Genomic DNA, 17,187 nt, shown 5'->3' with positions numbered 1-17,187 from the left:
ATCACGTGGCCTTCCGTCGCGCTCCGCCACCAGGTAGTCCTTTCCTGACAACACTTCCGTCCGTCCGGAAAGGACCGAAATGACCCGACGCATCCGCGCGGCAGCCGCCCTCGCCGTCGCGGTGGCCGCCCTCGCCGCCGCCCCCGCCGACGCGACCGTCCAAAGTGGAAGCGGCACCATCACCGACCCCTGGGTGCCGACCCGCGCCGCGCACGTCACCTGCCAGACCGCCACCCTCTTCGGCAACTACACCCCCGGCCAAGGCCACTCCGACCCGATCGCCACGCTCGTCCAGGGCAACTACATCGGCGTCCGGTACATCACCGCCGACCACTACTCCGCCGACGTCTTCTGGCACGGCACGAGCAAGTGGGGCTTCCTCCTCCGCGACTGCTTCGCCCTGAACTGAAAGGGAACCCGATGAAACGCGCCATCCTGACCACCGCACTCGCCGCCGCCGCGGCGATCGCGTTCACGCCCGCCGCGAGCGCCGGTACCGTGCACGAAATCTGCGCCCAGGACCTCTACGTCCGCACTCAACCCGCCGGCGTCATCATCGGCACCCTCTACCGCGGCGACCACTTCGAACTCTCGCGGTACTCGCCCAGCGGCGACTGGGCCGAGGGCTACGCCATGGGCCACGTGAACCAGCGGGGCTGGATCCAGGCCGGCTGGTTCTGCTGACCGCTCAGGGCACCTTGAGCGACAGCACGTCCGGCACCGTCACGGGCTGGCCGTAGAGGTTCGCGCTGCCGCCGATCGCGAGGACCCGGTGCGCCGGGGTGGCCGCGCAGACCAGCGATGCCCGGCCGTGCGGGAGGAGGGTGCCCAGCAGCACCCATTCGCCCGTGCGGACGTCGAGGACCTCGGCCGTGCGGTCCCGGGCCGTCGGCTCCTCGACCGGCGCGGGACCGCCGCCGACCACGACGATCCGGTCGTCCACCCCGACCGCGCCGGGCGCGCCGCGGCGCTTGCGCATCGGGGCGACGGCCTCCCAGCGGCCGGTGTCCGGGCAGTACCGCTCCACGGCATCGAGCGCGTTCTGCTGCCTGCTGGGCAGCCCGCCGAGCGCGTACAGGTGCGGGCCGGCCGCGACGAGCCGGAACCGGGCCCGCGGCGTGAGCATCGGGGCCACCGGCGCCCAGCGCCCCGCCGCCGGGTCGAAGACGAGCACGGCGTCCGTGGCGTGCTCCTCCGGGTCGCTGTCGCCGACGAAACCGCCCGCCACGTAGAGCTTCCCGCCCAGTCCGGCCGCCGAAGCCGCGCCGAGCGGGACCGGCAGCGGCGGGCCCGCCCGCCACGCGTCGGCCGCCGGGTCGTAGACCTCCACCACGTCGGTCGTGCGCCCGTCCGGGGTGATCCCCGCGGCGGCGTAGACCAGCTCGCCGACCACGCCGACCGCGTGGTTGCCGCGCGGCGTGGGCATCGGGCCGACGTAGTGCCACTCGCCGCTGCCGGTCAGCTTGCGGGTCTCCACCGAGCCGTAGCCGACGTTCCCGTCCGTGCCGCCGAGCACGAAGACGTCGTCGCCGACGGTCGCCACCTCGTGGGCGAACCGGGGCGAGAGCATCGGCGGCCGGTACTTCCAGGATTCGTTCATCGGGCACCACCCCTCTTTTCGCGGCCAGAGTCTCCGCGGGGAGGCCGCCTGTTACGACGGATTAGATTTCCGCTATTCGCGGTGGCGCGGGTTATTCGTTTTCGGATGCCTCGGCGGGGAGGAACGGCACTGACGATCATCCGACGCAGTGGGCTGGGCCGGATGGCGGACATCGATCACGCTGTGTGCCCGCTTCCCGTTGGTTTGTTTCCGATGGTGATCACCGGCTCGGTATTTCTCGGCAACGTGTTTGCGGTCCGGGAAATCGTCATCTACAGTCCGGCGATCAACGGCTCGAAAGCCGGAATCCGTGGTCCCCGTGTTTCTTTCCGAGGAGTGGTATGCGCAAACGCGCCTCGACCCGCCGGTTCGCCGTGCTCGCGCTCGTCCTCGCACTGGTGAGCGCGTGCAGCCAGCGGACCGCGTCCGGCGGTGCCGTCGAAAAGGCGTCGATCCGGGTCGCGGTCTTCGCCACCGTCGACCTCGCCACGTTCTGGCTGGCGCAGGAGGGCGGCTACTTCAAGGCGGAGGGCCTCGACGTGCAGGCCGACACCGCCGCCAGCGGGCAGGAGTCGCTCACCCGCTTGGCGAACGGCCAGGACGACCTCGCGCTCTCGACCTACACCCTGTTCTTCCTGGCGAAGAACAACGGCTCCGACGTGAAGCTGGTCAGCGACGCCACGTCGGCCAGCCCCCGCAGCAACGAACTGGTCACGGTGCCCAATTCGCCGGTGAAGTCGGTCAACGACCTGAACGGCAAGCGGATCGCGATCAGCTCGAAGAACGCCGCTTCGGACGTGCTGACCCGGTCGGTGATGCGCGACCACGGCGTCGCGTTCGACAAGGTGCAGTGGGTCCCGATGCCGCTGCCGGAGATGGGGGCCGCGCTGGCGCAGGGCCGCGTCGACGCCGCCTACCAGCCGGAGCCGTTCCTGACCCAGGCCGCCAAGACGGCCGGGGCGTTCCCGGTCATCGACGCCGCGAGCGGCAGCACGCAGGCCTTCCCGCTGACCGGCTTCGGCGCCACCGGGAAGTGGGTCCAGGACCACCCGAAGACGATGCTTGCCTTCCAGCGCGCGATGCTCAACGCCACGCGTGCCGCCGTCGACCGCGGCCGGATCGAGCCGCTCGTCGTCCGCAACGCCCACGTCGACCAGGACATCGCGAGCCTGATGGTGATGCCGGCGTTCGGGTCCACCCTGGACGCCCGCCGCATCCAGCGCGTGCCCGACCTGCTGCAGCAGCTGGGCGTCGTCCAGACGAAGCTCGACGCCTCCTCGATGATCACGCCGCAGGCCAGCACGGGCTGAGCCCCGGCACGACACGGACCGGGCGGGTGCGCTGAAGAGCGCGCCCGCCCTTTTCGTGTGGGTTCGTGCCTTGACACGACCGGCGCCGCACTCCACCCTCTTCATACCGACCGCGCGGTACGGCCTGGTCCACATGGTGAGACAGGAGTCATCGATGACACTGCCTGGCGAAGACCTGCTCGTGGTCGACGGCCTCACCGTCCGGTTCGGCGGGCTCACCGCGCTCCGCGACGTCCGGCTGAGCGTCGGCGCGGGCACGGTCGTCGGGGTCATCGGCCCCAACGGCGCCGGGAAGACCACGCTCTTCAACGTCGTCTGCGGGTTCGTCCGGCCGCAGGCGGGCCGGGTGGTCTGGCGCGGGGAACCCCTCGTGCGCCACCGCCCCGAGCACCTCGCGGGCCTCGGGATCGTCCGGACCCTCCAGGGTCTCGGCCTCTTCGCCGGGCTGACCGTGCTCGAGAACGTGATGGCCGGCGCGGGCCGCCACGCCCGCACCGGCGTCCTGCCCGCGCTCGTCGGCGCCGGCCGGTCCGCGCGCGACGAGTCCGGCCTGGCCGCGCGCGCCCGCGCCACGCTCGGCGAACTCGGGATCGCCGACCTCGCCGACCGCTTGCCCGGTGTCCTGCCCTACGGCGTGCGAAAACGCGTCGCCCTCGCGCGGGCGCTGGTGGCCGAGCCCGACCTGCTGCTGCTCGACGAACCCGCGAGCGGGCTGTCGGCGGCCGAGCTCGTCGAGCTGTCGACGCTGATCCTGTCGCTGCGGCGGCAGATGGCGGTCGTGCTCGTCGAGCACCACATGGACCTGGTGATGCAGGTGTGCGACCGGGTCGTGGTGCTCAACTTCGGCGAGGTGATCGCGGCGGGCACGCCGGCCGAGATCCAGGCCGACCCCCGCGTGGCCGAGGCCTACCTCGGCGACCCCGCCGAGGAGGCGCCGAGTGCTTGAGATCGACGAGCTTTCCGTGGCCTACGGCGCCGTCCGCGCGCTCGACGGCGTCGGCATCGAAGTCGAGCGGGGCGGGATCACCGCCGTGCTCGGGGCGAACGGGGCGGGCAAGACGACGCTGCTGCGCACGATCAGCGGCCTGCAGCCCGCCCGCGGCGGCCGGATCGCCTGGGACGGCCGGGAACTGACCGGGCTGGCGCCCGACCGCATCGCGCGCGGCGGGGTCGCGCACGTGCCCGAAGGCGGCGGCGTCATCACCGAGCTGACCGTCGACGAGAACCTCCGGCTGGGCGCGCTGTGGCGGCGGGACCGCGCCGACCGCGCGGCGGCTCGCAACGAGGTGTACGAGCTTTTCCCGCCGTTGGCAGAACGTTCGGCGAAACCCGCGTCGACGCTGTCCGGCGGCGAGCGGCAGATGCTGGCCATCGGCCGCGCGCTGATGAGCCGGCCGTCCCTGCTGTTGCTCGACGAACCCTCGCTCGGCCTCGCGCCGCTGATCACCGCCCGGATCATGGGCATCCTGCGCGACCTACGGGCTTCGACCGGGCTCACCGTCGTGCTCGTCGAGCAGAACGCGCACTCCGCGCTGTCCATCGCCGACCGCGGGTACGTCCTGGCGCTGGGCCGGGTCGTCGCCGTCGACACCGCGGCCGAGCTGCTGGCCGACGACGGTCTCCGCCACGCCTACCTCGGTTTCTGAGCAACCACCAGGGAGAGAACGGTCCGGTATGCAGGAATTCCTCGACCTGACCCTCGGCGGGATCTCCGCCGGCGCGGTCTACGCGGCGCTCGGGCTGGCGCTGGTCATCATCTACCGGGCCACCCGGGTGGTGAACTTCGCCCAGCCCGCCCTCGCCCTCATCTCGACGTACCTCGCGTATTCGGTGACGAAGGCGACCGGCAGCTACTGGCTCGGCTTCGCCGTAGCGATCGTGGCCGGGACCGTGCTGGGCGTCGCCACCGAACGGCTGCTGATCCGGCCGCTGCGGCACCGCTCCGAGCTGAGCTCGATCATCGTCACGCTCGGGCTTTTGCTGGTGCTGCAGGCGATCGCGGGCATGATCTGGTCCAACGAGCCGCTGGCGTTCCCGTACGCCTTCGACTTCCGCGGCCGGTTCTCCGCCAACGACCTGTTCGTCGTGCTGATCGTGCTGGCCATCGCCGGGCTGGTGCTGGTGGTGTTCAAGTACACGCCGCTGGGCCTGCGGATGCGGGCGGCGGCGTTCGCCCCGGACGTCGCTCGCACGTTGGGCGTCCGGGTCGGGCTGATGCTCACCGTCGGCTGGGGACTGGCCGCCGCGGTCGGCTCGCTGGCCGGCCTGCTGGCCACCCCGCCGTTCCTCTTCCCGAACGTCCTGGACGGCGTCTTCGTCTACGCCCTCACCGCCGCGGTGCTCGGCGGGCTCGACAACCCCTTGGGCACCATCGCCGGCGGGTTCGTGCTCGGTGTCGGGCTGTCCTATGTGTCCGGCTACTTCGGACCGGAGATGGTGACGATCGCGGCGCTGGCGATCCTCGTCGTCGTGCTGATCGTGCGGCCCAGCGGGTTGTTCGGCCGGGCGAAGGTGAGGCGGGTATGACGGTGCGCACGAGCCTTCCGGAAACCCGCGTGGAGACCGCCGCGAAGAAGCGGACGCTCCCGCCGCTGCTGCGCCACACCCTGTTCGCGCTGGCCGCGTTCGCCGCCGTCGTCCTGCTGACCCTGGTCACCGACGAGTTCACCAACCTGCGGCTCGCGACCATCGGCTACTACCTGATCGCGGTGGCCGGGCTGACCCTGCTGACCGGCCTGACCGGCCAGGTTTCGCTGGGCCACGGCGCGTTCATGTTCATCGGCGCGTACACGGTCGCCTTGCTGGTGAAGCACGTGCCGTCGTTCCCGCTGTGGGCCGACCTGCTGCTCGCCTCGGCCGCCGGCGGCCTCGCCGGGCTGCTGGCCGGGGCCGCCGCGGCCCGGCTGCGCGGCCCGTACCTCGCCGGCGCGACGCTCGCGCTGGCCGTCGGGCTGCCCGCGCTCACCCGCCGGTTCCAGGACTTCCTCGGCGGCAGCAACGGGCTCAGCTTCACCGTCCACAGCAGACCGTCCGGAGTGGCCGTTCCGGAGCTGCGCTGGCAGACCTGGATCGTCTGGCTCAGCGTGCTCATCGCGCTGGTGCTCGTGGTGAACGTCGTGCGCGGCCGGCTCGGGCGCGACTTCCGCGCGGTGCGCGACGACGAGGTCGCCGCGTCGCTGAGCGGGATCGCCGTCGGGCGCACGAAGATCCTCGCGTTCCTCATCAGCGCGGTGTGCGGCGGGCTGGCCGGCGGCCTGCAGGCGTTCCTGCTCGGCACCGCCGCGCCCGGCTCGTTCACGCCGGCGCTGTCCCTGAGCTTGCTGGCCGCAGTGGTGCTGGGCGGGCTCGGGTCGCTGTGGGGCGCGCTGTGGGGCGCGGTCGCGCTCGTGTACTTCCAGGCCTGGTCCGAGGACCTCGCCGACGTCCTGCACCTGAACACCGACGTGGCCAACAACCTCCCGCTGGCGGTGTACGGCGTGATCCTCATCGTCGTCGTGCTCGCCTTCCCCCGTGGCATCCAGGGTGGTTTCCAGAAGCTGCGCGGACTTCTCCGTCGACCCGCCGAAAAGAAGGAGAACCATGAGACTCACTAGGTACGGCGCGGGGTTCGTCGCCCTCGCACTGGCGCTGACCGCGTGCGGCGGCGCGGGGGAGAGCGACGGCGGTGGTCAGCAGGCGGCCGACTCGGCCGTCGGCATCACGAAGGACACCGTCACCATCGGCACGCACCAGCCGCTCACCGGCCCGGCCGCGCCCGGGTACAGCAAGATCTCCGTCGGCGCCCGCGCGGTGTTCCAGGCGATCAACGACGGCGGCGGGATCAACGGCCGCAAGATCGACTACAAGGTCGAGGACGACGGCTACAACCCGACGAAGACCGTCGAGGTCGTCAAGAAGCTCGTGCTGCAGGACAAGGTGTTCGCGATCGTCGGCGGCCTCGGCACGCCGACGCACTCGAAGGTCGTCGACTACCTCAACACCGAGGGCGTGCCGGACCTGCTGGTGTCTTCGGGCGCGCTCGCGTGGGACAACCCGCAGAAGGCGCCGATGACCTTCGGCTACCAGGTCGACTACACGCGTGAAGGCAAGATCCAGGGCAAGTACATCAAGGACACCTTCGCCGGCAAGAAGATCGGGTACTTCACGCAGAACGACGACGTCGGCCGCGACACCCAGGCCGGGCTCGACCAGTTCGTCAAGGACCAGACCGTCGTCCGGCAGGGCTACGACAGCGCGAACACCGACGTCACGCCGCAGCTGTCCGCGCTCAAGACGGCCGGCGCCGAGGTCGTCGTCTGCGAGTGCATCCCGGCGTTCACCGCGCTCGCCATCCTGGCGGCGGCGAAGATCGGGTACAAGCCGCAGTTCGTCGTCAGCAGCATCGGCGCGGACCCGGCGACGCTGTCCGGGCTGCTGCAGGACTTCGCCAAGCGCGGCGGGGCCAGCGTGTCGAGCGCGCAGCTGCTGTCGGGGCTGATCGGCACCGGCTACCTGCCCGACGTCGCGCAGACGTCGGACCCGTGGGTCGCCTACTTCAAGGGCATCCACGACAAGTACATCCCGAAGGAGCCGCTCACCAACACGCTGTTCTACGGGATGGTGCAGGCCTACACGTTCGCGCAGGCGCTGAAGGCCGCCGGGCCGGACCCGACGCGGCAGAAGATCGTCGACGCGATGAGCTCGGGTGCCCTGAAGGGGCCGGGGCTGACACCGTTCGGGTTCTCGAAGGACTCGCACTCCGGGTACACGGGTGCGTACGTGTTCAAGATCAACCCGGACACCACGACGACGGTGATCCAGCCACCGTCGGTCACCGACCGGGGTACCGGGGCCATCACGGCCTACACCGGTGAACGCGCCACCCCGGAGCAGGTGAACCTGCTGGGCAAGTGAGGACCGGGCCGGCTCGTGGGGTCCACGGGCCGGCCCGCCCGCTCACATAGGGTGGCGACATGAACGTGCGGGACAAGGTGGTGCGGGCGGCGGTGCGCCTGTTCGCCGAGAAGGGCTTCGAGGCCACGACGGTCCGCGAGATCGTCGAGGAGGCCGGCGTCACCAAAGGCGGGCTGTACCACTACTTCGAGTCCAAGGACGACCTGCTGTTCGAGATCTACACGGCGATGCTGCGGATGCAGACGCGCCGGATGGTGACGATCGCGGAGTCGGACCTGCCGCTGCCGGAGCGCCTGCACGCGATCATCGCGGACGTCGTGGTGACGAGCATCGCCGACCTCGACGCGGCGACGGTGTTCTTCCAGTCGTTCCCGCTGCTGGAGAAGTCGAAGCAGGTCCAGGTACGCGCCGAGCGGCGCACGTACCACGAGCGCGTGCGGGACCTGGTCGAGGAGGGACAGCGGGCGGGGGTGTTCCGGGCGGACGTCCCCGCGGACCTGGTGATCAACTACCACTTCGGGGCGATCCACCGGCTCGGCATGTGGTACCACGCGGATGGGGAGCTGTCGGGGGAGCAGGTCGGGGAGCACTTCGCGAACCTGATGCTGCGCAGTCTCCGTCCTTAGTGGAGCTGCGGTAAGGTCGGTCCCATGTCGAGCCCCGAAGCGTCCAGGGCGGGGCTGCCGGTCACTCCGGCAGCCCGGTAACCCTCCAACCCTCCCGGGCTCCCGGGTGACCACGAACGCGTCCACCGCTTTCGTGATCCCTGGAGTTTCGCTGTGTCGCTCTACTTCCTCGGCCTCGGCGTGTTCGCCATGGGCACGTCCGAATTCATGCTCGCCGGGCTCGTTCCCGGCATCGCCGGCGCGCTGGGCGTCTCCGTCGCGCAGGCCGGGTACCTCACCTCCGCCTTCGCCGCCGGGATGGTCGCCGGGGCGCCGGTCATGGCCGCCCTCGCGCGGACCTGGCGACGCCGGACCGCCCTGCTGGTCTTCCTCGCCCTCTTCGTCGCCGCGCACGTCACCGGGGGGCTGACGAGCTCCTTCGGCGTCCTGCTCGGGACGCGGGTGGTCGCCGCGCTCGCCAACGCCGGCTTTCTCGCCGTCGCCCTGACCGCGGCCGCCGGGCTCGTGCCGCCGGAACGGACCGGGCGCGCGCTCGCCGTGCTGCTCGGGGGCACCACCCTCGCCTGCGTCGCCGGGATTCCCGGTGGTGCGCTGCTCGACGCCGCCTTCGGCTGGCGGTCCGCCTTCTGGGTCGTCGCCCTGCTGTGCCTGCCCGCCCTCGCCGGCGTGTCCCGCGTCGCCGACACCCCGGCCGGCGCCGCGGCCGACCTGCGCGGCGAACTCCGGGAACTCCGCCCCCTGCGCGGAGTTCTCCTGCTCGGCGCGCTCGTCAACGCCGCCACCTTCGGCGTCTTCACCTTCCTGGCCCCGCTCGCCGACGGCGTCGCGCCGGTGCCCGTGGTGCTCGCCGCCTTCGGGATCGGGTGCTTCGCCGGTGTGGCGGCGGCGGGCCGGCTCGCCGACCGGTGGCCCGGCCGGGTCATCGCGATCGGCGGCGCGCTCCTGCTCGCCGGCTGGGTCACGCTGGCCCTCACCACCGACGCGCTCGTCGTCCTCGCCTTCACGCAGGGCACGCTGTCCTTCGCCGTCGGCGGCACGGTGATCACCCGGATCCTGCGCGAGGCCACCGGCGCCCCGACGATGGCGGGCTCCTACGCGACCGCCGCGCTCAACGTCGGCGCGACAGCGGGCCCGGTCCTCGCGGGGTGGGCGAACCCCTTCTGGGTCGCCGCGGCGCTCGTGGCCGCGGCGCTGGGGGTTCACGCCCTCCGGCGCCGGACGTAGTGGGCGACCAGCCCGGCGATCGCGGCGATCGCGACGACCCCGGCGATCATCCGGGGCACCGGGCCCAGCCCGAACAGGGTGCCGCCCGCGTTGACGGCGGCGCTGACGATGAGGACCGGCCACAGCGCGGTCGCGGTACGGGTGGAAACGATGTCGTTCGTCATGCCCGGAACACTACGAACGCGCTGCTCACGGCACGATCCCGTCGGCACCCCGAACGGGGGTAGCGCCAGCGCTACCCCGCGTCGCGGCCGAGGTAGGCGAGCACCGCCAGCACCCGGCGGTGCCCGCCGCCTTCGTCGGACGGCAGGCCGAGCTTCGCGAAGATGTTGCGGATGTGCTTGAGCACCGCGCCGTCGCTGACGACGAGCAGCTCGGCGATCGTGCCGTTGTTGTAGCCCTCGGCCATCAGCGCCAGCACTTCCCGCTCCCGCGCGGTCAACGCTTCCAGCGGGTCCTTCGCGCGCCGGCGGGACATCAGCTGGCCGATGACCTCCGGGTCCATCGCCGTGCCACCCTTCGCGACCCGCTCGAGGGCGTCGAGGAACCGCTCGACCTTGCCGACGCGCTCCTTGAGCAGGTAGCCGACCGCGCCGACGCCGTCGGCGAGCAGTTCGACCGCGTAGCTCGTCTCGACGTGCGCCGAGAGCACCAGCACCGGCAGCCCGGGGTGGATCTCACGGGCGCGCACGGCGGCGCGCAGGCCCTCGTCGCGGTGGGTCGGCGGCATCCGGACGTCCATCACGACGGCGTCGGGCCGGTCGCCTTCGACGAACTCGAGGAAGGCCTCGGCGTTGTCGAACGTGGCGGCCACCTCGATGCCCGCCGTCTTCAGCAGCAGTGCCAGGCCTTCGCGCAGCAAGGCGTCGTCTTCGGCGATCACGACCCGCATGGCAGCTCCACTCGCAGCACGGTCGGCCCACCGGGTGGGCTGGTCAGGGTGAGGGTTCCGTCGAAGGCCTCGGCGCGGCGCCGGATCCCGGCCAGGCCGCTGCCGCGCCGCTCGTCGGCGCCGCCGCGGCCGTCGTCCCGGATCTCCAGGGACAGCAGGGAAGCCGTGCCGCCGAGTGTGATGTCCACAGTGGACGCGTCGGCGTGCTTGGTGACGTTGGCGAGCATCTCGGCGACGACGAAGTACGCGGCCGCCTCGACCGCGGCCGGGCGGCCGGTCTCGTACTCGACGGTGACGGCCGTCGGCACCGGGCAGTGCTCGGCGAGCGCGCGCACCGCCCCGGCGAGGCCGCGCTCGCTCAGCAGCGGCGGGTAGATGCTGCGCACCACGGTCCGCAGCTCGGCCAGCGCGTCGGTCGCGGTGTCCTGCGCCTTGACCAGCAGGTCGCGTGCCGTGGCCGGGTCGCGGTCGTAGAGCTGGCCGGCGATGCCGAGTTGCAGGACGACCGCGGCGATCCGCGCCTGGGTGCCGTCGTGCAGGTCACGCTCGATGCGGCGCAGCTCGGCGCCGTGCGCCTCCAGCGCGGCCGCCCGCGTCGCGGTCAGTTCGGCGACCCGGTCGGCCAGCACGACGCCGGGTGCCGGCCGGAGCAGCTTCTGCGCGGTGCGGGCCTGCCAGCGCGCGGCCCGCGGCAGCAGCAGCGTCGCCGCGGCCATGCCGACGGCGACCAGGAAGTCCAGCCCCGCCCGCGGCCACGAGTTCACCACGATGCCGAGCGAGCCCTCGATCCCGCCGGGCACGGCCGGCCAGATCAGGACCGTGACGACCTGCTGGACCGCACCGAGCGGCAGGCCGAACGCCAGGCTGCCGAGGATCAGCCCGGTCGCCGCGTGGATCGCGAGCCACGCGAGGTCGCGGCGGGTCGCCGGGTCCTTCAGCGGGGAGCCGTCGCGGTAGGGCTCGGGGATGGCCTCGCCGAGCCGGCGCGCGGCCCGGCGCCGGTCCACCCCGACCGGCCACCGCGCGAGCTTGATCGCGGGGGTCAGCGACGGGATGCCGACCCCGAACGGGCACAGCAGCAGGACGGCGAAGAGCCCGGCGAGGGCCAGGATCGACAGCAGCGAGGTGCCGGCGCCGACGACCAGGTAACGAGCCGCCGACCAGCACTCGCGCAGGCGGGTCGTCACGGGCGACAGTGTCCCACCCCACCGCCGTGGTGGTGCTGGCGCTACCCCCGATCCACCTCTCCACGGGATCGATCGGGCCAGGTCAGGAGCCCTAGTTTTCTTGCGAGAGAACGAAGGGGATCGGAAATGACCACAGGGAACGCGCTGGAACTGGCCGGGGTGCGAAAGGTGTACGGCTCCGGCGACGGCGCCGTCACCGCGCTCGACGGCGTGACGGCCGGGGTGCCGCGGGGGACGTTCACCGCGGTGATGGGCCCGTCGGGCTCCGGCAAGAGCACCTTCCTGCACTGCGCGGCCGGGCTCGACCGGCCGACGTCGGGGAAGGTCGTGCTCGGCGGCACCGAGATCGGGCGGCTGAAGGAGAACGAGCTGACGCGGCTGCGGCGCACCCGCGTCGGGTTCGTCTTCCAGGCCTACAACCTGCTGCCGTCGCTGAACGTGCTGCAGAACATCACGCTGCCGATGCGGCTGGCCGGCGCCAAGCCCGACCCGCAGTGGCTGCGCGAGATCGTCGAAGGCGTCGGGATGGCCAAGCGGCTGGAGCACCGCCCGGCGGAGCTGTCCGGCGGGCAGCAGCAGCGCGTCGCGATCGCGCGGGCGCTCATCGCCCGGCCCGACGTCGTGCTGGCCGACGAGCCGACCGGCGCGCTCGACACCCGCACCGCGCGACAGGTGCTCGACCTGCTGCGCGCCGTCGTCGACGGGATGGGGCAGACCGTCCTGATGGTGACCCACGACCCGGTCGCCGCCTCGGCCGCGCACGGCGTGCTCTTCCTGGCCGACGGCAAGCTCGCCGGGCACCTGCCGCACCCCACCCCCGAGCGGGTGGCGGAGCGCATGACGCACCTCGGGGAGTGGTGAGCGTGCTGAACCTCGCGTGGCAGACCGTCCGCAGCAGGCTCGGCGGGTTCACCGGAGCCTTCATCGCGATCCTCTGCGGCACCGCGCTGGTCGCGGGCTGCGGGGTCCTCATGGAGTCCGGCCTGCGGGCCGGCGTCCCCACCCAGCGCTACGCCGCCGCGGCCGTCGTCGTCGGCGGCGCCCAGACCGTGCGGCCGCCGGGGGCCGACGCGCTGACGTTCGACCAGGTCGGCGAGCAGCCGTCGGTGCCTTCGGAGCTGGCCGGACGGATCGCTTCGGTGCCTGGCGTGCGGTCCGCGGTGGCGGAGCAGAGCTTCCCGGCGCAGGTCGTCACGGTCTCCGGGGAGGTGCTCGGCGGCCCGCAGTCGCTGGGCCACAACTGGGACGCGGCCGTGCTGGCGCCGTTCCGGCTGAGCGCGGGCCGGGCGCCCGGGGCGCCGGACGAGGTCGTGCTCGACGCCGAGCTGGCGCGGCGGGCCGGCGTCGGCGTCGACGGGCAGGTGCGGATCATGAGCCGGTCGGTGCCGGTCGAGTTCCGCGTGAGCGGGATCGTCGACGCCCTTTCGCGGCAGTCGGCGCTGTTCTTCACGCCTGCGCGGGCCGCGGAACTGGCCGCTCGCCCCGGCCGGGCGCACGCGATCGGCGTCCTCGCCGAGCCCGGGGTGGCACCGGAGACGCTGGCCGGGCGGATCCGCGCGGTCGCCGGCGACGCCGAGGTCACCACCGGCGTCGAGCGCAGCACGATCGAGTTCCTCGACGTCAGCCAGACCCGGACGCTGCTGCTCGCCATCGCCGGCTCGTTCGGCGGGTTCGCCCTGCTCGTGGCGGTGTTCGTGGTGGCGAGCACGCTCGCGCTGACGATCAACCAGCGGCGCCGGGAGTTCGCGCTGCTCCGTGCGGTCGCCGCGACCCCGCGGCAGATCCGCAAGCTCATCGGCACCGAGACGACGATCGTGGCGCTCGTCGCCGGCGTCCTCGGCGGCGCGCTGGGCCTGGCGGTGGCGTCCGGGCTGCGTGACGCGTTCGCCGCGATCGGCGTGATCCCGGCCGACTTCGGGCTGGCGATCAGCCCGCTGCCGTCGCTGGCCGCGGTGCTGCTGGGACTGGGCGCGGCCCGGCTGGCGGCGTGGGCGGCGTCGCGGCGGCCGTCGTCGATCAAGCCGGTCGAGGCGCTCGGCGAGGCGGCGGTCGAACGCCGTGAACTCGGCCGCGGCCGCGTGCTCACCGGCTGGGGCCTGGTCCTGGCCGGCGTCGGCGGCGCGCTGGTGCCGCTGTTCCTGCGCGGCGACGTGGCGACGGCGGTGTCGTCGATGTCGACGCTGGTGATCGTCATCGGGCTGGCCGTGGTGGGGCCGCAGGTGACCGGGGTGGCGGTGCGGTTCCTGAGCCCGGTGCTGGCGCGGCTGTGGCGGATCAGCGGCTACCTGGCCGGGGCGAACGCTTCGGCGGGCACGCGGCGCCTCGCCGCGGCGGTGACCCCGCTGATGCTGGCGATCGCGTTCGCGCTGGCGATGTTCTACGGCCCGACGTCCGCCACGGCGGCCGCGGCTTCGGAGACGGCGGAATCGACCACCGCCGACTACGTGCTGACCGGTCCGGCGGGGGTGTCGCCGGAGCTGGCGGCGGCCGTCGGCCGGTTGCCGGGCGTGGCCGCGGTGACGCCGGTGGTGCGCACTTCGGTGCTCACGGTGTCGACGGTCGGCGACAGCACGGAGGTCCAGCGGACGCCGGCGCAGGGGCTGGGGTCGGTCCAGGGGGTGCTCGAGCTGGGCGTCGATTCCGGGCGGCTCGCCGATCTGACGGGCGACACGGTGGCACTGAGCAAGGCGGAGGCCGACTGGCAGGACAAGAAGATCGGCGACGAGGTGACGTTCTACTTCGGCGACGGCGTCCCGGCGAAGCTGCGGTTGGTGGCGACGTACACGCACGACAAGGCGTTCGGCGACTTCGTGCTGCCGGTTTCGCTGGCCCGCTTGCACAACGGCGGCCGCTTGGACGACTCGGTGCTGGTCCGGCGCTCTCCGGACGCCGATCCGGCGGCGGTGGCCACGGCGTTGCGTTCGTTGCCGTACCCGGGCTTGACGGTGGCTTCCCCGGCTTCTTCGCCTTCGTCGTCGGCAGGTGGTGACGCGCAGTTCTACCTGAACCTGGTGGCGGCGGGCGTGATCGTCGGGTACCTGGCGATTTCGGTGGCCAACACGCTGGTGCTGACGACGGCCCAGCGGTCGCGGGAGTTCGCGTTGCTGAGGCTGGTGGGGACCACGCGCCGCCAGGTGACCCACATGATGCGGCTCGAGGCGCTGGCGACGGTCGGGATCGCGGTGGTCGTCGGGACCGTGGTGGCGTTGGTGCCGTTGGGGTTGCTGAACGTGGGGCTGCGGGGGACCCCGCTGCCGTCGGGCTCGTGGTCTGTCTACTTCGGAATCGTCGGCGGCGCGGCGGTGCTGGGGTTCCTGGCGATGGGGCTGTCGACGTTCGTGGCGCTGCGGGCCCGGCCGATCGACGCCATCGGGCTGCGGGAGTAGAACAGCGGGCCAGCGGTCTGCCCCCGGGTGGCCGCTGGCCGTTCACCGGTGCGGCCCTTGTGTCTCCAGCAGTCGGACGATCTTCTCCCAGAGCAGGTCGAAGAGTTCGTACTTGGTCACGAACGACGTGGCCGGCTGCGCCGCCGTAGTGGCGCCGAGGTCGACGTAGACCAGCCTCGCCTGTTTCGCCTCGAAATCCCAGGTCGCGTCCAAGAGACCGTCGACCGCGGTGGTGACGATCTTAGGCCAGCCGAAGCTCGTCGCCAGACGACCGTTCCCGAAGTGGTCGTCGCGGCGGACCTGCAACTCGCAAACGGAGGATGTACGGCCCTTGATGCGGACGTTCACCGCCGTTTCCGTAGTGTGCACCTCCCCGAAGTATTCGAAGGGGTCCAGGTGGTTGGACGCGAGTTGGAACCGTTGTCCCAGGAACTTCAGAGTCGAATTCAGTTTCGCTTGCCGGTCGAAGTGCGCGGGTGCGATCTGAGGCAGTCTGATCCGATGGTCCCGATCGCCGGGGTCATCCGCTGCACCGGGGTGGTTTATCCTTTTGGCGGACCTGTCGACCTTCTCGGCGATCACCTTGGCCAGGCGATCGGGGGTGTAGTCCTTCGCTTCCAGGTAGATGACTGCCGGGTTGAGAAGGTCCGGCGGCACGTTGAGGTCGTGCATGAGGACCGGTAAGATATATGGCCCTTTGCGTTTGATACCTTCCGCGATCGCGGCATTGAGTTCGTCCATGGTGTAGTTGCCGGCGAGGTAGTGCGACGAGAGGAAGACGATCGCGTAGGTGGCGGCATCCTGGCCGAAAACCGAGCGCAGACGTCGAACTGAATGTTCCCCCCACAGGTCGGTCGTCTCGTTTCGGTCGTAGTAGATCTTGACGCCGCGTGCCTCGCACTTCTTGGCGGTGGCCTCCACGTAGCCGCGGTCCGCTCCGGAGTACGAAAAGGCCGCATCGTAGCTGTCGCGCAACTCCGTGCGGCGATGATGCGAGGAGATATCCTTGGCCATTTGGCTTCTCTAGTCCAGCTCTTCGGCTCGTTTTATGATCATCTGCAGCGATTTTTCTCGAGTTGCCGCGCGACTGTACGCGTCTTCGAAGGTGCTCGAGATGTTGCGCACCTGTGTCGGGTCGTCGATTACACCCCAGGCGGTCACTGTTTCCTGCCACGCGACGGTGGGCAATTGAGGGTTGTCGAAGTCGATCAAGTTGACGGTGCCGGAACCGAAGAGGCCGCACCCGGTCGCGCTGAACGGGATGATGCGGACATTGAGCCTGTGTGCCCTCGTCTCGATGAGCTCGGCAAGATGGCGGAGCTGACTTCGGAGGACTGCCCTTCCGCCGATCTGCTGCTGGATGGCGGCCTCGCTGATGACTGCCGTCAGGGTGAACGGGTCGTCCGGGTCGAGGAGTCGTTCCTGTCTCCGCAACCTGGCCTCCACTCGCTGGTCGACCTCCACCTGGCGAATCGTGATGTCCGGCATCGTGATGGCTCTGATGTAGTCGGCCGTCTGCAGCAAGCCGGGTATGAGCAGGGGCTCGTAGTCCCGGACGCTCCGGGCTCCTTGTTCCAAGCCGAACAGGCGCTGGAGTTCGGCGTCGAAGAGTGCGGGGTAGCGAGTCCACCACCCGCGTTCCCTTGCGGTGGCGCGAAGCTGAAGGAGCTCCTGCCTCTCCTCGTCGTCGAACTCGAACAGATCCATCAGGCGGGTGAGGCTTTCGACCGAAAGGATCTTGCGCTCGTTTTCCACGGCTGACCAGTAGTTGCGGGTGAAGCCGAGCGTCTCGGTGATGGTTCTGACTTCGATACCCAGTTGCCACCGCCGCCGTTTCAAGCGCAACGCGAGTTCCCAGGAGGCGACTACCGGCGATTGTGGCACTTCGATCCTCTGTGGCCGAACGGGGAGGTGCAGCTGGTTACGGTAACCGAAGACTACACCTGATTGTTAAGTATAGCTATCGCAGTGACTCGACGGTGTGACGTTGTCCGATCGTTTGATGCCGGTGTGGCGGATCCCGTGAGCGAATTCGGCAACCCCTGCCGTACTCCCGAAACTTCCCGAAA

General features: G+C 71.2%; 18 protein-coding genes. 12 read left to right on the top strand and 6 right to left on the bottom strand.

Annotation, left to right across the window (positions count from 1 at the left end; genetic code table 11):
* The first annotated feature begins 79 nt into the window (after positions 1-79).
* Positions 80-409, top strand: coding sequence for a hypothetical protein (locus tag AB0J40_RS30200; RefSeq protein WP_364459388.1), 330 nt, complete (start codon positions 80-82; stop codon positions 407-409).
* An 11-nt stretch (positions 410-420) separates the two neighbouring features.
* Positions 421-684, top strand: coding sequence for a hypothetical protein (locus tag AB0J40_RS30195; protein ID WP_364459385.1), 264 nt, complete (start codon positions 421-423; stop codon positions 682-684).
* Positions 685-688: 4 nt separating this feature from the next.
* On the opposite strand, the gene AB0J40_RS30190 is transcribed toward AB0J40_RS30195, so the two are convergent.
* Complete coding sequence (locus AB0J40_RS30190; RefSeq protein ID WP_364459382.1) at positions 689-1,600, bottom strand: hypothetical protein; 912 nt, start codon at positions 1,598-1,600, stop codon at positions 689-691.
* A 341-nt stretch (positions 1,601-1,941) separates the two neighbouring features.
* On the opposite strand from AB0J40_RS30190, the gene AB0J40_RS30185 reads away from it, so the two are divergent.
* The 8 genes from AB0J40_RS30185 (at position 1,942) to AB0J40_RS30150 (ending at position 9,653) form a co-directional block, all read left to right on the top strand.
* Positions 1,942-2,910: an ABC transporter substrate-binding protein gene (locus tag AB0J40_RS30185; protein WP_364459379.1), complete on the top strand. Its 969-nt coding sequence runs from the start codon at positions 1,942-1,944 to the stop codon at positions 2,908-2,910.
* Between the two features lie 154 nt (positions 2,911-3,064).
* Entirely contained in the window at positions 3,065-3,856 is a 792-nt protein-coding gene (locus AB0J40_RS30180) for an ABC transporter ATP-binding protein (protein WP_364459376.1), read from the top strand.
* On the top strand, positions 3,849-4,556 hold the full coding sequence (locus AB0J40_RS30175) for an ABC transporter ATP-binding protein (protein WP_364459373.1): 708 nt from the start codon (positions 3,849-3,851) through the stop codon (positions 4,554-4,556). Before AB0J40_RS30180 ends, AB0J40_RS30175 begins: the two co-directional genes overlap by 8 nt.
* Positions 4,557-4,584: 28 nt before the next feature.
* On the top strand, positions 4,585-5,436 hold the full coding sequence (locus tag AB0J40_RS30170; protein ID WP_364459370.1) for a branched-chain amino acid ABC transporter permease: 852 nt from the start codon (positions 4,585-4,587) through the stop codon (positions 5,434-5,436).
* Positions 5,433-6,503 carry a branched-chain amino acid ABC transporter permease gene (locus AB0J40_RS30165; RefSeq protein WP_364459367.1) on the top strand — a complete coding sequence of 357 codons (1,071 nt, stop codon included), beginning with the start codon at positions 5,433-5,435 and terminating at the stop codon, positions 6,501-6,503. Before AB0J40_RS30170 ends, AB0J40_RS30165 begins: the two co-directional genes overlap by 4 nt.
* Positions 6,490-7,803 (top strand): ABC transporter substrate-binding protein, encoded by a 1,314-nt coding sequence (locus AB0J40_RS30160; RefSeq protein WP_364459364.1) that lies wholly within the window; start codon positions 6,490-6,492, stop codon positions 7,801-7,803. Before AB0J40_RS30165 ends, AB0J40_RS30160 begins: the two co-directional genes overlap by 14 nt.
* Before the next feature lie 59 nt (positions 7,804-7,862).
* Entirely contained in the window at positions 7,863-8,429 is a 567-nt protein-coding gene (locus tag AB0J40_RS30155; protein WP_364459361.1) for a TetR/AcrR family transcriptional regulator, read from the top strand.
* A 153-nt stretch (positions 8,430-8,582) separates the two neighbouring features.
* Positions 8,583-9,653 carry an MFS transporter gene (locus AB0J40_RS30150; protein ID WP_364459358.1) on the top strand — a complete coding sequence of 357 codons (1,071 nt, stop codon included), beginning with the start codon at positions 8,583-8,585 and terminating at the stop codon, positions 9,651-9,653.
* Here AB0J40_RS30150 and AB0J40_RS30145 read toward each other — a convergent pair.
* The 3 genes from AB0J40_RS30145 to AB0J40_RS30135 form a co-directional block, all read right to left on the bottom strand.
* On the bottom strand, positions 9,629-9,817 hold the full coding sequence (locus AB0J40_RS30145; protein WP_364459355.1) for a hypothetical protein: 189 nt from the start codon (positions 9,815-9,817) through the stop codon (positions 9,629-9,631). The two genes, AB0J40_RS30150 and AB0J40_RS30145, sit on opposite strands and share 25 nt — an antisense overlap.
* Before the next feature lie 71 nt (positions 9,818-9,888).
* The gene (locus tag AB0J40_RS30140; protein ID WP_364459352.1) at positions 9,889-10,545 is read right to left on the bottom strand and encodes a response regulator transcription factor; all 657 of its coding nucleotides are present in this window, start codon (positions 10,543-10,545) and stop codon (positions 9,889-9,891) included.
* Positions 10,533-11,732 (bottom strand): sensor histidine kinase, encoded by a 1,200-nt coding sequence (locus AB0J40_RS30135; RefSeq protein ID WP_364459349.1) that lies wholly within the window; start codon positions 11,730-11,732, stop codon positions 10,533-10,535. Before AB0J40_RS30135 ends, AB0J40_RS30140 begins: the two co-directional genes overlap by 13 nt.
* Positions 11,733-11,858: 126 nt before the next feature.
* Between AB0J40_RS30135 and AB0J40_RS30130 the strand changes: the two genes are divergently transcribed.
* Positions 11,859-12,593, top strand: a complete 735-nt coding sequence (locus tag AB0J40_RS30130) for an ABC transporter ATP-binding protein (protein ID WP_364459346.1) — start codon at positions 11,859-11,861, stop codon at positions 12,591-12,593.
* A gap of 2 nt (positions 12,594-12,595) precedes the next feature.
* Entirely contained in the window at positions 12,596-15,118 is a 2,523-nt protein-coding gene (locus AB0J40_RS30125; RefSeq protein WP_364459850.1) for an ABC transporter permease, read from the top strand.
* A 42-nt stretch (positions 15,119-15,160) separates the two neighbouring features.
* On the opposite strand, the gene AB0J40_RS30120 is transcribed toward AB0J40_RS30125, so the two are convergent.
* Positions 15,161-16,132, bottom strand: coding sequence for a toll/interleukin-1 receptor domain-containing protein (locus AB0J40_RS30120; protein WP_364459343.1), 972 nt, complete (start codon positions 16,130-16,132; stop codon positions 15,161-15,163).
* Between the two features lie 9 nt (positions 16,133-16,141).
* The gene (locus AB0J40_RS30115) at positions 16,142-17,002 is read right to left on the bottom strand and encodes a helix-turn-helix transcriptional regulator (RefSeq protein WP_364459340.1); all 861 of its coding nucleotides are present in this window, start codon (positions 17,000-17,002) and stop codon (positions 16,142-16,144) included.
* Positions 17,003-17,187 lie beyond the last annotated feature (185 nt).

The organism is Amycolatopsis sp. NPDC049691, assembly GCF_040675005.1.
GTDB lineage: Bacteria > Actinomycetota > Actinomycetes > Mycobacteriales > Pseudonocardiaceae > Amycolatopsis.
The sequence above is the reverse complement of the archived record's forward strand: the minus strand, read 5'-3'. Positions and strand labels throughout refer to the sequence as shown.